The sequence below is a fragment of the Micromonospora sp. NPDC047187 genome (assembly GCF_040643355.1).
GTDB classification, from domain to species: Bacteria; Actinomycetota; Actinomycetes; order Mycobacteriales; family Micromonosporaceae; genus Micromonospora; species Micromonospora salmantinae.
This window is the reverse complement of record NZ_JBEYUF010000001.1, coordinates 935,137-950,353: the sequence shown is the minus strand read 5'-3', so window position 1 is coordinate 950,353 and position 15,217 is coordinate 935,137. Positions and strand designations below refer to the sequence as shown.

The following is a 15,217-nucleotide window of genomic DNA, read 5'->3' as shown; positions in this document are numbered from 1 at the left end:
GCCACCCCCGGCCCGGACGGCTCGCGGGCGCGCACCCGGCGACGAACTGAAGGAGAGACTGGCAGTGCCGGCAACACCACCCCAACCACGCCGTACCGTGGCGATCATCCTGCTGGATCGGGTCGTGGCCCTCGTCACGGCCACACGGCGGGTGCTCACCGGTCGGGAGGACGTCTCGCGGGCCACCTGGGTGGCCGTCGTCGCGGCGCTCGGGGTGCTGATCGCGACGGCCGTGTCCGTCGTCGGGGTGCTGCGTACGCCGGAGAAGTTGACGCCGGTGACCCTCGACCCGCCGCCGTCGGTCGAGCAGGTGGGCGCTTCGCCGTCGGCTACCCCCCGGGCGCAGGCGCGAGCGGCGGCCACCAGCCCGGCGGTGCCCGCTCCCCCGTCCGCCTCGGCCTCCTCGGTCCCACCGGCCGTCGCGTCGTCGACCCGGCCCACGCCGACCGGTGTGACCACCGGGCCCACCCCGGCGGCCCTGGGCGCGGCCTTCGCTATCACTGACAACGCCCTGCTCAGCTACGGCGCGACAGTGACGATCAGCAATCCCGGCTCGGTCCCGGCGCCGGGGTGGACGCTCGTCGTCACCCTGCCCCGGGAGTCGCTGGGGGTCAGCGGGGTCGAGGGGGCGCAGGCCAGCCGGGACGGTGCGGTGTGGACGTTCGTGCCGGACCCGAACACCGGCCAGGTGCCCGGCAGCGCCTCGGTCCGGGTGACGTTCCGGGTCAACGGATCGTTGACCGGTTCCGCCCCCGAGGCGTGCACCATCGACGGGGTCGCCTGCTCCGGCCTGCCGAACTGACCAATCCGGGTACACCCGGATCGAGCGCGGTACACCCGGCGTTCCGGCGGCCGCCATGCTTGATTGATCATCAGTTCGGGCGCGCTTCGTACCGTCGCGACCATGACTGTCCTACCCGCATCACCGTCGCCTCGCCGCGCCGGGTCACGCCTCGGCGCCCTGGGTACCCGGGCCGCCGCCTCCGTCGCCGCTCTCGCCGTCACCGGCGCTGCCGTCGCGGTCGCCGTCGCGACCTCGTCACCCGCCACCGCCGAGCCGGGCGGCGTCGTCGTCTCGGAGAACTTCTCGGCCGGGTCGCTGCCCGCCGGTTGGCACGCGGTCGACGGCACCTGGAAGGTCGAGAACGGCCGACTGTACGGAACCTCCGCCAGCTCCAGCGAGAACAACAAGATCACCTTCGGTCGGCACCTGAACGACTTCCGCCTCGAGGCGACCATGCGCTTCGAGTCGGTCTCGGCCGCCACCCGCTGGGCCTCGCTGGGCATCGACGTCCCCGCCAGTGGCGCGACCCCCTGGTGGATCGCCACCATGCGCAGCGGGACCACCGCCGCCAACGGGCTCGAATTCGCCCAGCGGACCACTGCCAACGCCTGGGTCGTGACGAACACCGCTTCCGCCCCGTCCGACGCCGGCACCGGCCGGGACGTGCGCGTCGCCGTCGAGGTGCACGGTAACCAGGCCCGCTGGATCTTCGACGGGCGGGAGGCGATGCGGACCAGCAGCCTCCAGCGGTCCGCCGACGGCGTCCAGGGGCTCTTTGTCAACGGCGCGACAGTGTCGTACGACGACGTCACAGTCACCGAGCTGGCCCCGAACGGCTACCTGCGCCCGGAGGGCAGCCCATTCACCGTGATCGCCCACCGGGGCGCGTCCGCAGCCGCACCGGAGAACACCCTCGTCGCCCAGGAGATCGCCCGTAGGGGCGGCGCCGACTGGATCGAGAACGACGTCCAGCCGAGCAAGGACGGCATCCCGTTCATCATGCACGACGGCACCGTCGACCGGACCACCGACGGCACCGGCAACATCCGGGACCTGACCGCCGCGCAGATCAAGGCGCTCGACGCCGGCTCCTGGTTCGGCCCGCAGTACGTCGGCGAGCGGGTGCCCACCCTCGCCGAGCAGCTCGCCGACCTGCGGACCCGGGGTGGCAACCTGCTCGTGGAGATCAAGGGCAGGCACACCCGTGACGAGGTCGCCACGATCATCCAGGTGATCCGGGACGAGCAGATGATGGGCCGGGTCTTCATCCAGAGCTTCGAGGTCGACGCCCTGAAGTACACCTACGAGATCGCCCCCGAGCTGCCGCTCGGCCTGCTCCGCAGCACACTGGACGCCGACCCGGTGGCGATCGCGAAGGAGCTGCACCTGACCGCGTACAACCCGAACGGCAACGCGCTGTTGGCCAAGCCGGAGGTGCTCGCCCCGCTGCACGCCGCCGGGGTCGCCGTGATGGCCTGGACGATGGACTCCGCCGGCCTGTGGCAGCGGCTGGAGCGGATCGGCACCGACGCGATCATCACCAACCGGGCGGCGGAGCTGGTCGGCTGGAACTCGGCGTTCGTCCAGCGGGCCTCCGCGGACCCGACCGTGCAGATCACCTCGCCGGCCAACGCGGCTCGGCTGGACCGGGCGCAGTCCCCGGTCATCGCGGTCGCCGCGACCAACGCGGACACGGTCACCGTGACGCTGGACGGTAAGAAGTCGGCCGCCGGGCGCAAGCTCGACCTGGCCAGGCTGACCGCCGGCCGGCACACCATCACCGCCGAGGCGACCGGGCCCGAGGGCACCGCCACCGCGACCAGCACCTTCACCGTGACGGTGAGCCAGGCCGGCCTCGGCTACCTGATCCTGACCTCGGGCGCGGACCCGGCCGCCGTCACGGCGATGACCACCAAGCTGGCCCACGCCCAGTACGCCGAGCTGGCCACCTACGCCGACCGACAGGCCGGCAAGCTGGTGCCCGCGGAGGCCGCCAGCGTCATCGCCGCCGACGCCCGCACCCTCGCTCTGAAGTAGCGGCTCGAAGGGTGGCGCTGGTCCGCAACGGCCAGCGCCATCCCGCGTCCTCAGTGGACGGCGACCGGCGACTCGGCACGCTCGCCCCGCTCTCGCACCAACGGCAGCGCCGGGGCCAACGCCAGCGCCATGCACAGGCCACCGATCGGAAGCAGGTCGAGGGTGACCACCGGCAGGACGATGCCGACCAGGAGCAGCGGCACACTCCACCACGGCAGCCGCCGCCGGGCGGCGAGCATGCCCGTGAGCACGAGCAGACCGAGGAAGAAGAACTGGGGTACGACATCGTAGAAGGCCACCTCCACGCCGGGGATGTCCTTGAACTCCGCGCCGAGCCTCGACATCTCCGCCCGGTCCGCGGCCAGCAGCCCTTCCACGATGTCGGCGACGAACTGCACCATCGTCGCGGCGAGCCCGACCAACGTGCCGGCCACCACCCCGGTGCGCCACGGACTGCGAGGCAGCAGGCGGGCCAGCGCGAGCACACCCGGGACGAAGCACACCATGCCGGCGAGAGCGACCAGATGGGCGGCCTGCCAGTCGAGCCCGGGGCCGTACACCCCGTCGGATCGTGCCCACAGCCGGACCAGGCCGTAGGCCACGATGCCGACCGGTCCGGCGATAATGTAGAGCGCAGCGCGTTTCATGCCAGCCAGCATGTGGCCGCCGGCGCCGGCCGACCTCCGGGAGCTTCCCTCGGGTCGCCCTGGCTTTCGTCTCAGGTCTTCCACCGGAGCAACCCCGAGACTCCCCGCCGGTGACATCGACCTCGCCCAGCTCTCCGACGGTGGCGAGAGGAACCTCCCCGAGGGCCACGCGGCGGCCGTTCCCCGCGCAGGGAACGGGACGAGCCGACCGGGTGGCGAGCATGTTTCATGCTGGAGTGGTGATTCGATTCGTACTGAATGTGCTGTGGCTCGTCTTCGGCGGTGGCCTCGTGCTGGCGGTCGGCTACGGCATCGCCGCGCTGATCTGCTTCGTCCTGGTCATCACCATCCCGTTCGGCGTCGCGTCGCTGCGCCTCGCGGTCTACTCGCTGTGGCCCTTCGGTCGCACAGTGGTGCCCAAGCCGGGCGCGGGCGTCGGCTCCGGCCTGGCGAACATCCTCTGGATGGTGCTGGCCGGATGGTGGCTGGCGCTCTCCCACATCGTCGCGGGCATCGCCCTCTGCGTGACGATCATCGGGATCCCGTTCGGCATCGCCAACTTCAAGCTCGTTCCGGCCGCGTTCTGGCCCCTCGGCCGCGAGGTCGTCGACGTGCCCTGAACACGGAAAACGGGAGACACTCTGCCTCCCGCCACTTCTAACTTATACCGCACTGGGGGGCTTGCGGCAAGACCCCGTTTATGACGCAGAATCGTCGGCCGAGGCCAAATTCTGCCGAAATGGAAGTCATGAATTGGATTCCTTGCCTACCTCCGTGTTCGAACTTCCCGATCACCTCGCCGCCAAGGCCGACCCGGCGCTCATCGCCCACGACGAGCGGCACTTCGCGGCCATGGCGCAGGGCCTCGCGCAGCTGAGCGCCGAGCTGTCCGACCGTCTGGACACCGCTCGCCGGGCGCCCGGCGGCAAGGGCCGGCAGGCCGTCGACCGGGACGAGGAGGTCCGCCGGCTGACCGCCCGCCTGCGCTCGCTGGGCCGCTACGGGCTGGACCTGTGCCTCGGCCACGTGGTCGAGGCGGACAACCCCGAACCGGTGTACGTCGGACGCCGCGGTCTGACCGACAGCACGGGCCGGCGGCTGCTGCTCGACTGGCGCTCACCCGCCGCCGAGCCGTTCTTCGGCGCGACCCACGCCAACCCGATGGGTCTGGCGAGCCGCCGCCGGTACCGCTGGACCCGCGGTCGGATCAGCGACTACTGGGACGAGGTGTTCACCCCGGACGGGTTCGTGGGGCACGCCGTCGCGCTCGACGACCAGTCCGCGTTCATCGCCAGTCTGGGCAGCGCCCGGTCGGCCCGGATGCGCGACGTGCTCAGCACGATCCAGGCGGACCAGGACGCCATCATCCGGGCGGGGTCGGCCGGCGCCCTCGTGGTCGACGGCGGTCCGGGCACCGGCAAGACCGTCGTCGCCCTGCACCGCACCGCGTACCTGCTCTACTCCGACCCGCGCCTCGGGCAGCGCCGGGGCGGGGTGCTCTTCGTGGGGCCGCACCAGCCCTACCTGGCCTACGTCGGCGACGTCCTGCCCAGCCTCGGAGAGGACGACGTGCAGACCTGCACCCTGCGCGACCTCGTCGGAGAGGGGGCCACGGCAACCGCCGACGCCGACCCGGACGTGGCCCGGCTGAAGTCCTCGGCCGAGCTGCTACGGGCGATCGACGCGGCCGTCCGGTTCTACGAGGACCCACCCGTCGCCCCGATGACGGTCCCGGTCGGCGACTCCGACGTCCGCCTGAGCGCCCACGACTGGGCCGACGCGTTCCAGGCGCCGGGTCCGGGCACCCCGCACAACGAGGCGCGCGAGGAGATCTGGGAGGAGTTGCTCACCATCCTCATCGACCGGTACGACGGCGAGGAGCCGGACGCCGTGCTCCGCGACTCGCTGCTGCGCAACCGGGAGCTGCGGGCGACGGTCAACAGTGCCTGGCCGTTGCTCGACGCGGCCGATGTCGTGGGTGACCTGTGGTCGGTGCCCGCGTACCTGCGCAGGTGCGCGCCGTGGCTCACCGCCGAGGAGGTCCGCAAGCTGCAACGCGACGAGCCCCGGGCCTGGACCGTGTCCGACCTGCCGCTGCTCGACGCGGCACGGCAGCGGCTCGGCGACGCGGAGAGGTCGGGACGCACCCGGCGGCGTGACCCGGCCGCCGCTGTCGAACGCGACCACATGGCCCGGGTCGTCGACGAGCTGCTCGCGGCCGACACCTACGACGACGGCGAGGGTCTGCTGGCGATGCTGCGCCAACCGGACCTGCGCGACGTCCTGGTCGACGAGTCCGCCCTGCCCGACGCCGACCCGGACCTGCTGGCCGGCCCGTTCGCGCACATCGTCGTGGACGAGGCGCAGGAGCTGACCGACGCCCAGTGGCAGATGCTGCTGACGCGCTGCCCGTCGCGCAGCTTCACCATCGTGGGAGACCGCGCCCAGGCCCGGCACGGGTTCACCGAGTCGTGGCAGGAACGCCTCAAGCGGGTCGGGCTCGACCGGGTCACAGTGGCCTCGTTGAGCATCAACTACCGGACGCCCGCGGAGGTCATGGCGCAGGCCGAACCGGTCATCCGGGCCGTGCTCCCCGACGCGAACGTGCCGACCTCCATCCGTGGCAACGGACTTCCCGTCGTCCACGGATCGGTCGCCGACCTGGGGTCGATCCTCGACACCTGGCTCGCCGCGCACGCCGACGGGATCGCCTGCGTCATCGGCGACCCGACGTTCCCGCCCACGGCCCGGGTCCGGTCACTGAGCCCGGAACAGGCCAAGGGGCTGGAGTTCGACCTGGTCGTCCTCGTCGATCCGGAAACGTTCGGCACCGGCATCTCGGGGGCGGTCGACCGCTACGTCGCGATGACCCGGGCCACCCAGCAACTCGTGGTCCTGACCAGCGGCTGAGGGCGTGCCGCCCGACCGGGTGAGGTGTGCATGATGTACAGCCAGCGGTCGCTGGAGCAACGCTCCACTACCCCGCAACGCTCCCAGTTTCCGCTTCCGTCGGCCCTGCGCCACCGACGGGTCTCGGTGCCGCCGTCGAGCTTGCGGACAGTGGCCTGCACGTCCTCGCCAACCACGCGGTACGAGACGAACGTCATGACCCGGTCGCCCAACGGGCTGGAATCGTCGCCCAGAATGACCGGCCACGCGCTGCCGGCTCCCGGAGCGCTCGACGCCGACGGGCTCGGCCGGCTCTCGCTGGTGGACGGAGAGCCGGCGGGTCCGGCGTCGCCGCCGACCCGTTTCAGCGGTGACGTGCAACCGGCGACGAACGTAAGGGTGAGCATCGCACCGACGAGCAGGTTGCCGCGCATGGGTGGTCCTTCCTCCGCGGGGTCTGTCACAGGGTTTGATGCACCGGTACGGGCGGTGGTTCACGCGACCGGGGCGGCACCTCTGCCCACCATCGGTGCACCCGCCCCTCCTCCTCAAGTCGTAAGTGCATTGCCGTCTCACGCCAGATGGCTCGGGGCGATCGCTCGAACAGGCTTGTCCCAAGGCATCGGGTGACGCCGTACGGACCTGCTCCGGACACCCGTTCGCCAGGAAAGGCACTGGCAGACGATGCGCTCTCTCTCCCATCTCGCCACCGATTCACCCCGACCCGCCCGGCCGGTCGTCCGACTCGGCGCGGTGCTGGCGACCGCTGTCGTCATCGCCGTGGGCGCCGCCGGCTGCGGCGCGCCCCAGCACGAACCCGCACCGCACATCGATGCTCCGGCGGCACCCGTCGCAGCGAGCGGGGCGAGTTCCGCCCTGAACGGCGCCGACGTCAACGCCTGGCTCGACGGCCTGCTGCCGGCCGCGCTCGACCGCACCGGCATCGCGGGAGCCACTGTCGCCGTCGTGAACAACGGCAAGATCCTCACGACCCGGGGGTACGGGTACGCCGACACCGGCGCCGGCGGCAACGCGGCCATACCGGTCGACCCGGACCGGCATCTGTTCCGGATGGGATCGGTGTCGAAGCTCGTCACCGCCACCGCGGTACTGCAACTCGTGCAGGACGGGAAGCTCGACCTCGACACCGACGTCAAGACGTACCTCGACTTCGAACTGCCGCTGCGCTACGAGCGGGCCGTCACCCTGCGGCACCTGCTGACGCACACCGCCGGCTTCGAGGAGCGGATCGCCGGCCTCATCGGCACCGACGCCGGCGACCTCAACCTGCGCAAGGCCCTGATGACCGACCCACCGGAGCAGATCTACCAGCCCGGCACCGTCCCCGCGTACTCCAACTACAGCAACGCGCTCGCCGGCTACATCGTCGAACGCGTCAGCGGGACGCGCTTCGAGGAGTACGTCCAACGCAACGTCCTGGACCGCGCGGGCATGCCGTCGTCGACCTTCGAGCAGCCCCTCCCGGCGGCGCTGCGCGACCGGATGTCCAACGGGTACGACACCTCCGCCGGGCCTGCCGCGCCGTTCGAGATCGTCGGCACGCCCCCGCCCGGTGCGCTGAGCGCCCCGGCGACGGACATGGCGCGATTCATGCTCGCCCAGCTCGGCGAGCCGGTGGGCATCGGACCCCTGCTGGACCAACCGACCCGTGAGCTGATGCAGCGGCCGGCGCTCGACGCGACGTCGTTGGGCACGCTGGCCGACGGGCCCCGGATGACCCTCGGATTCTTCGCCGAGGACCGCAACGGCCACCGGATCCTCGGCCACGGCGGCGACACCAAGTACTTCCACTCCCACCTGCAGATCTACCCCGACGACCGGGCCGGCATCTTCCTGTCCCTCAACAGCAACGGCTCCGGCGCCCTCGACAGCCACGAGCTTCGCGAGTCGATCGTGAACGGCTTCGCCGACCGCTACTTCCCCGCCCGCGACGACCAGCCGACCGTCGGCGTGGACCCGGCGACCACCGCCACGCACGCCGCGCTGGCCGCCGGCACGTACGGGTCCTCGCGAGCGATCGGGAGCAACTTCCTGACGGCGATCGGCCTGGTCGGTCGGACCACTGTCAGCGTCGCCGACGGTAACCGGTTGCTGCTGGCGCCGGGCCCGCTGTCGGACTCCCCCGCCCTGTACGAGGAGGTGGCGCCCTGGGTCTGGCGCGAGGTCGGCGGGCAGCGCACGATCGCCATGCGGGCCACCGACGACCGGGTCGAGGCGATCAGTTTCGACTCCGCGTTCGCGTTGCTGCCCGTCGAGCCCGCCCGCGCCTGGGCAGTGGCCGTTCCGGTACTGGCCCTGTCGACAGTCGTGCTGCTGCTCGCCGTCCTGTCCTGGCCGGTCGGCGCGATCGTCCGCCGTCGACTCGGTCGCGCTCCCCGGGAGCGGGCCGGGCGCACCGCGCGGATCCTGAGCCGTCTCGCCGTCGCCGGCACGCTGCTCGCGTTCGCCGGTTGGGTGCTGAGCGTCGGCAGCATCATGAGCCTCCAGGACGTTCCCGGGCCCGTCCTGCGCACCATTCAGGTGCTGCAACTGGTCGGTCTGCTCGGAGTGCTGCCCGCCGCGGTGCGGCTGGTCGACGACGTGCGACGCCACGTCGGCTGGCGGCGGGTCACCGGCAGCGGCCTGATCCTGTCGGCTCTCGCCGGCGCGGGCTGGTTCGCCGTGGAGTTCCAGCTGCTCGCGCCTAGCATCTCCTACTGACCCGCCCGACCCGGGACGATCCGGAGCAAGGACGCGCACCGCATGAGGGACCACACGGACACCGAAATCGGCACACGACGACTGACGAAGTGGCTCGACGGCCGGCTCACCCGGCTCGGGGTGACCGGAGTGTTCCTCCGGGACTGCCTGCTGGCCGCGGTGCTGACCGTCCTGACGTTCGTACTGCTCACCACGCTGTTCTGGTTCGTGGCACCGGAGGACGGGGTGTCGTTCGACCCGGCGCGGGCCTGGCTGCTCGTCGCCATCTGCTGCGCGCAGGCGATGCTGCTGTGCCTGCGTCGGGTCCGGCCACTGCTCTGCCTCGCACTCGTCGTCGGCCTCCAACTGCCCATCATCGGCTTCTCCCTGCCCGAGGCGACCATCCGGGGCCTCGCACCGTTCGTCGTGGCGTACACCGTCGGGTCGTTGCTGCCGGTTCGCCGTGCGCTGCTGGCCGTCGGCGCTGTCGTGGTGGTGGAGTCGATCGGGGCGGCCGTCGTGGTGACCCCGGATCTGCTGACAGCCATCGCGTACGTCTCGGCGAGCGCCCTGACCTACGCCAGCGCGACCTTCGTCGGCGGCTACGTGGCCACCTACCGGCGCTACGTGGAGTTGGTCCGGGTGCGGGCGGACGAGGCGATCCGGGAGCAGCGCACGAAGGTCCAGGCGGCGATCGGCGCGGAGCGTTCCCGGATGGCCCGGGAGTTGCACGACGTGGCCGCGCACCACCTCTCCGGCATGGTCGTGCAGGCAGCGGCGGTCGAGCGGCTGATCGACCGGGACCCGGCAGCCGCGAAGGCCGGTGTGGTCTGGATCCGTAGCCAGGGCAAGGAGACCCTGGACAACCTGCGGCTGGTCGTCGGTGTGCTGCGCGGCAGGCCCGGGCACGAGAGTGGCGACGGTGCCGCTCCGGTGCCCGGGCTGGGCATGCTCGATGACCTCGTTCGCACCGCGGGCAACCTCGCCGGCCCGGTGGAGTTCGTCCGGGAGGGCGAGCAGCGCGAGGTGCCACCGATCGCCGACGTCGCGCTCTACCGGATCGCGCAGGAGTCGCTCAGCAACGCCCGCCAGCACGCCCCGGGCGCTGCGGCGCGGGTGGTGCTCCGCTTCGAACCCCGCTCGGTGTCGCTGGAGGTCGTGAACGAACCCGCCGCGCCGCGACGCGTACCGGCGGCGCGGACCGGTGGCGTCGGCCTGGTGGGCATGCGCGAGCGCGCCCAGCTGATCGGGGCGACGTTCACCGCCGGCCCGACGGCGGCCGGTGGCTGGTCGGTCGCCGCGACCCTCCCGACGAACGGTCCCGCCGCATCCCGGTCGAAGGAAGAGGCACCAGCATGATCAGAGTGATGCTCGTCGACGATCAGGCCGTCGTCCGCGCCGGCTTCCGCGTCATCCTGGAGCAGTCCGGCGAGATCGAGGTCGTGGCGGAGGCGTCGAACGGATCTGCCGCCGTCGAGCTGGCCCGCCGGCTGCAACCGGACGTCATCTGCATGGACGTCCGGATGCCGCACGGTGACGGGCTCACCGCGACCCGGCAGATCGTCGCCGAGGCGACCGGGACGCCGCCCGCGGTGCTGGTCGTGACGACCTTCGACCTCGACGAGTACGTCTTCGGCGCGTTGGAGTCGGGCGCCAGCGGGTTCATCCTCAAGGACTGTGAGCCGGAGGAGCTGATCGAGGCGATCCGTCGCCTGGCGAGCGGGTACGGGCTCGTCGACCAGGCCGTCACCCGTCGGGTGATCTCGGAGTTCGCCAGGCGTACGCCCGCTCCCCGCTCGGACGCGGCGGCGGCGCACCAGCTGACCGCGCGGGAGACCGAGATCGTGGAGTTGCTCGCGCAGGGCCTGTCGAACGTCGAGATCGCCGAGCAGCTCTTCATCGAGACCAGCACCGTCAAGTCGCACCTCGGGCGCGCCATGGCCAAGATCGGCGCACGGGATCGGCTACAGACTGTCGTGTGGGCGTACCAGAACGGGGTGGTCCACCGGTGACAGCGACCCTGATCCCCTGCCTGGTGGCGGTAGGTTCACCCCCGGTCCAGAGTGGACATCGCCAGAGTACGATCCGGACGTACCGCTGTGGTGACCTCCAGTTGACGACCCCTCGATAGGAGCCAGGCATGGCCGGCCCGGACCCCGAACTCGCCGCGAAGCTTCAGCCCGACGTGCCGCACGCGGCACGGATCTGGAACTACTGGATGGGCGGCAAGGACAACTTCCAGTCCGACCGGGCGGCCGGCGACGCTGTCGCCGAGGTCTACCCGGAGATCGTCCTGATGGCGCAGCAGTCGCGCGTGTTCCTGGTGCGGGCCGTGCGTTACCTCGCGGCCGAGGCGGGCATCCGGCAGTTCCTGGACATCGGCACCGGCCTGCCCACCATGCAGAACACGCACGCGGTCGCCCAGGGTGTCGCGCCCGACTCGCGGATCGTCTACGTGGACAACGACCCGATGGTGCTGGTGCACGCGCGGGCACTGCTGGCCAGCACGACGTCGGAGGGTGTCACCACCTACGTCCCGGCCGACTACCACGACCCGGAGAAGATCCTCGCCGAGGCGGCGCAGACGCTCGACTTCGACCAGCCCATCGCCGTGATGTACATGGGCGTGATGGGTTACGAGCCCGACCTGGACGTGGTGCGCTCGATCGTCGGGCGCACGATGGACGCGGTGCCGTCCGGCTCGCACCTGGTGCTCTGGGACGGCACCAACACCAGCCCGTCGGTGGTCTCCGGCGCTGACCGGCTGGCGCAGAGCGGCGGCGTTCCGTACATCCTGCGCAGCCCGGAGGAGCTTGAGAGCTGCTTCGACGGGCTGACGATGGTGGAGCCGGGCCTGGTGCCGATCCCGCTGTGGCGACCGGAGGACTCCGACGCCGTCGGGATCGACGCCTACGGCGCTGTGGCCCGCAAGCCCTGACCGACACGACGTCCGCCCCGCTCCCGCCATCGCGCCGGAGCGGGGCGGACGTCGTTCACCGCGCGCACGTCAGGGTCAGGCCGTCCGGCACCGCGCTGGTCGTCACGAGCAGACCGAACGTGGTAGCCCCGTCCAGTGCCAACGTCCCGTTGTAGGAGGCGTTGCGAACGGTGACGTCGGAGCCGGCCGTCTCGGCCACCCCACCCCAGGCCGCCTGGACCTGCTCGTCACCGGACCACCGCCAGGAGACACGCCACTGGTCCAGCGGAAGCGTCCCGGTGTTGCGGACCGTGACCGTCGCGACGAAGCCGCCGCCCCAGCGGGCATTGATCGTGGCCGTCGCGCGGCACGAGGTCAGCGAGGCGGTCCGGGCCGAGGCGATCACGTACGGGTCCCGTCGGCCCTCGGCGTCGGTGAACCGGTACCAGTACTCGGTGTCGGGAGTGAGCCGGTCGATGGTCACCGAGCCGTTGCGCTCCGGCCCGGAGACGCCCTCGGCGACCGCCGCCCGCCACTGTTGGGCGTCCTCGCGGCTGGTGAAGAGGCTGACGGTCATCGGCGGGTCGTAGCCGCAGGGTGGGCGGAAGAAGATGAAGTACGAGATGGTCAGGCTCGTGGTGGTGGCCCCGGTCACGCTGGCGCTGATCGGTATCGCTGGCGGGCAGGCCGGCGTCGGTGTCGCGGACGGCGTCGGCGCGGGTGTCGCTTCGGCGGCGCTGGTCGTTCCGGTCCAGGCGGCCAGCGCCATGGTCGTGACAGCGAGGAACATGCGAAGCATCGGAACCTCCGTGGTCAGCGCGCGCTGGCTCCCCGAGCACGACCGAACCACAGCATGGCAGTCGGTTGGCATCGATACAAGGCGATCCCGATCCCGTCGAACATCGTCCGCCTTCTGGTCGCCGCGGCGACACCCACCTGGTGCCCGAATCCCGAATGATCCATTGTGGTCTATTCATTCGGACACGGGAGCACACCATGCTCGACGCAAGCAGCACGACCCAGCGACCCCGGGGAGTGAGGGCACTGATCGCGGCAGTCGCGGCGGCGGTGTTGGCGGCCGCCGCGCTGGCCGCGCCAACCCCCGCCGATGCCGCCGTCAGCCGGGCCGAGCTGGCCCTCCGCTGGGCGCCCGTCCACTACCAGGACGTCGATGCCACCGGCAGCCACGCCCTGAGCGGTCAGTCGGACTACCTCACCCGGGTCGACTTCGACGGCGACCTGGACGGACGCGACAACTGGGACCGGGCTGGCCAGACAGGCGCCGCACTCGCCGCGCACGTGTACTACTCCGTCGTCGAGACGAGCACCCACTGGTACATCACGTACTTCTTCTTCCACCCCCGCGACTGGACCGACCACCCGTTCTTCGAGACCGAACACGAGAACGACGGTGAGGGCGCGCTGTTCGCGATCGAGCGCGACGGCTCCACGTACGGCGTTCTCCGCTCGGCTGTCACGGTCGCGCACAGCGACTTCTTCTCCTACACGCCGGCCGGCAGCACCTGGACCAGCGGCGGGGAGAGCATCGACGGCACCCTGCGGTTCCAGGCGTCACCGCACGACAGTTTCCAGCACCCGGTCACGGCGCAGGAGGCACAGGGCCACGGCCTCAAGGCACACCCGCAGTACGACATCAACGGCGACGGCCTGGTCTACTACCCGTCGACCGTCGCCGAGACGCCGAGCAGCAGCAACGACCGCGACGTGCGGTATCAGCTGATCGACATCTTCGCCGCCGGCGGCCTGTGGGCGCAGCGGTCCAACGCGAGCCTCTTCGCCAGCCTGGGCACGTTCGCCGGGGACACGTCCGGCGACTGCGGCGTCGGCACCTGGAGCTGTTCGACCAACTCGGCCAATGCGCCCTGGGGCTGGGACGACGGCAACGACGCCCCAGCGCGTGGCGAGATCGCCAGCGATCCGGCGAAACTGTCGGCCGCGTACTTCACCGTGCCGGCCGGTCTGGCCCGCACCTACAGCTACAACCCGTACGCCGGCGCGGCGGCGGCGCTCGCCGAGGCGGCGAGGACGGCTCCGCCGACCGTCGACTGATCTCTTCGTCTCCCCGGGGGCGGGCCGTCCTGGCCCGTCACCGGGGAGACGAACCGACCCGCACCCGGTCGCTCTCGTTGTCGGAGAGGAAGGACGCCAGGGCCTGCCCCTGCTCGGTCACGGCGGCCCGGTCAGCTCGGGAGAAGCCGCGCAGTGGGTCGACGGTCACCGTGCCCGACTCGACGGTCCAGGTCGCCGCGACCCGGCCGTCGACAAGTACCACGCGCTCGCCGGCCACCGAGAGGAGACGGTGCGCGTCGTCGATGATCCGGCTGCGGTCGTCGTAGCCGAGGATCGCGTTGTCGAACGCCGGCAGGAACCGCACCGGGGCCGGTGTCTCCGGATCGGGGCGGGGCGCGTCGGGGAGGTCGATCAGCTTCCGGCCACGCTCGTCGCGGAAGGTCACCAACTCGTCCCTCATGGCGGTCACCGCGGCGGGCAGCCCGGCGAGGCCGCACCAGGCCCGCAGGTCGGCCGTGGCCGCCGGGCCGAACGCGGCCAGATAGCGGCGTACGAGCAGTTGGCCGACCGGATCGGCACCCGCCACGGTCGGCGGGGCGACCTCGCGGCCGAGCCACGCGGAGAGCAGGACGTAGCGCGCGCCCCCCTTCGCCCGCCACACCCCACGTGGCGGCAGCTGTGTCATCGGGAGCAGCGCGACAGCGATCTCGCCCAGCGCCCGCAGCCCCGGCGTCGGCCAGCGCTCGCTGAGCGCCCGCCCGATCTCGGGCATCGAGCGGGGCTCACCGTCGGCCACCACCGCCCGCGCGGCAGCGGCGAGTTCGTCGAGGTCCACCCCGTCGAGCTCGCCGCGGTAGACCCCGAGCACGCGTTGGCGCAGCATGCCGTCGTGACGGGGGCGCCAGGCCACTGCGTCGTCGGCGACGAGCAGGTGGACGGTGCGGCGCATGAGGTGGGTACGCACCACGTGTCGCTGGGTCAGCAGGGTCGAGAGCACCGTCGGGTCGAACGCGCGCAGCCGCGACCACAGCCCGATGAACGGCTCCTGCGGCTCCTGGGCCTGTAGGCCACCGAGGTGGGCGACGGCGTCGAGCGGCGGCAGGTCGGCCCGGTCGAGCAGCAGTTGACGGGCGAGCGTCGCGCGGTTGAGCGCCCGGGTGTCGAGAACGGTCATCGGGTCCCTTCGGTCGACCTCATTGTCCGACCGGGGCC

General features: G+C 71.6%; 13 protein-coding genes. 9 read left to right on the top strand and 4 right to left on the bottom strand.

Translation table 11 applies throughout. The features are described 5' to 3' along the window. Positions 1–64 precede the first annotated feature (64 nt). Both ABZ794_RS04115 and ABZ794_RS04110 read left to right on the top strand, forming a co-directional pair. Positions 65–802 (top strand): cellulose binding domain-containing protein, encoded by a 738-nt coding sequence (locus tag ABZ794_RS04115; protein WP_210781436.1) that lies wholly within the window; start codon positions 65–67, stop codon positions 800–802. A gap of 102 nt (positions 803–904) precedes the next feature. After that, entirely contained in the window at positions 905–2,821 is a 1,917-nt protein-coding gene (locus tag ABZ794_RS04110; RefSeq protein WP_357514116.1) for a glycerophosphodiester phosphodiesterase family protein, read from the top strand. Between the two features lie 50 nt (positions 2,822–2,871). Here the strand turns inward: ABZ794_RS04110 and ABZ794_RS04105 are convergent, their stop codons facing one another. Continuing rightward, on the bottom strand, positions 2,872–3,468 hold the full coding sequence (locus tag ABZ794_RS04105) for a hypothetical protein (RefSeq protein WP_357514114.1): 597 nt from the start codon (positions 3,466–3,468) through the stop codon (positions 2,872–2,874). A gap of 239 nt (positions 3,469–3,707) precedes the next feature. Here ABZ794_RS04105 and ABZ794_RS04100 point away from each other — a divergent pair, with 239 nt between their 5' ends. Continuing rightward, positions 3,708–4,088, top strand: a complete 381-nt coding sequence (locus ABZ794_RS04100; protein WP_210781439.1) for a YccF domain-containing protein — start codon at positions 3,708–3,710, stop codon at positions 4,086–4,088. Between the two features lie 154 nt (positions 4,089–4,242). Further along, on the top strand, positions 4,243–6,378 hold the full coding sequence (gene helR / locus ABZ794_RS04095) for an RNA polymerase recycling motor ATPase HelR (RefSeq protein WP_238689981.1): 2,136 nt from the start codon (positions 4,243–4,245) through the stop codon (positions 6,376–6,378). Here helR and ABZ794_RS04090 read toward each other — a convergent pair. Further along, entirely contained in the window at positions 6,324–6,791 is a 468-nt protein-coding gene (locus ABZ794_RS04090; RefSeq protein ID WP_210781441.1) for a hypothetical protein, read from the bottom strand. The genes helR and ABZ794_RS04090 overlap by 55 nt on opposite strands. Positions 6,792–7,041: 250 nt before the next feature. Here ABZ794_RS04090 and ABZ794_RS04085 point away from each other — a divergent pair, with 250 nt between their 5' ends. The 4 genes from ABZ794_RS04085 to ABZ794_RS04070 all read left to right on the top strand — a co-directional run bounded on the left by ABZ794_RS04085 (position 7,042) and on the right by ABZ794_RS04070 (position 11,995). Beyond that, on the top strand, positions 7,042–9,078 hold the full coding sequence (locus ABZ794_RS04085) for a serine hydrolase domain-containing protein (RefSeq protein WP_238689980.1): 2,037 nt from the start codon (positions 7,042–7,044) through the stop codon (positions 9,076–9,078). A gap of 42 nt (positions 9,079–9,120) precedes the next feature. Further along, positions 9,121–10,416 (top strand): histidine kinase, encoded by a 1,296-nt coding sequence (locus ABZ794_RS04080; RefSeq protein ID WP_357514110.1) that lies wholly within the window; start codon positions 9,121–9,123, stop codon positions 10,414–10,416. Further along, complete coding sequence (locus ABZ794_RS04075; RefSeq protein WP_210781444.1) at positions 10,413–11,069, top strand: response regulator transcription factor; 657 nt, start codon at positions 10,413–10,415, stop codon at positions 11,067–11,069. The genes ABZ794_RS04080 and ABZ794_RS04075 overlap by 4 nt, the downstream gene beginning before the upstream one ends. A gap of 128 nt (positions 11,070–11,197) precedes the next feature. Then, positions 11,198–11,995 (top strand): SAM-dependent methyltransferase, encoded by a 798-nt coding sequence (locus ABZ794_RS04070; RefSeq protein WP_357514108.1) that lies wholly within the window; start codon positions 11,198–11,200, stop codon positions 11,993–11,995. Positions 11,996–12,050: 55 nt separating this feature from the next. Here ABZ794_RS04070 and ABZ794_RS04065 read toward each other — a convergent pair whose 3' ends face one another. After that, positions 12,051–12,773, bottom strand: a complete 723-nt coding sequence (locus ABZ794_RS04065) for a cellulose binding domain-containing protein (RefSeq protein ID WP_357514106.1) — start codon at positions 12,771–12,773, stop codon at positions 12,051–12,053. A 197-nt stretch (positions 12,774–12,970) separates the two neighbouring features. Between ABZ794_RS04065 and ABZ794_RS04060 the strand changes: the two genes are divergently transcribed. Further along, a complete protein-coding gene (locus ABZ794_RS04060; protein ID WP_357514104.1) occupies positions 12,971–14,044 on the top strand; it encodes a hypothetical protein in 1,074 nt (357 codons plus the stop codon). Between the two features lie 37 nt (positions 14,045–14,081). Here ABZ794_RS04060 and ABZ794_RS04055 read toward each other — a convergent pair whose 3' ends face one another. Then, positions 14,082–15,179 carry a winged helix DNA-binding domain-containing protein gene (locus ABZ794_RS04055; protein WP_357514102.1) on the bottom strand — a complete coding sequence of 366 codons (1,098 nt, stop codon included), beginning with the start codon at positions 15,177–15,179 and terminating at the stop codon, positions 14,082–14,084. Between the last annotated feature and the right edge of the window lie 38 nt (positions 15,180–15,217).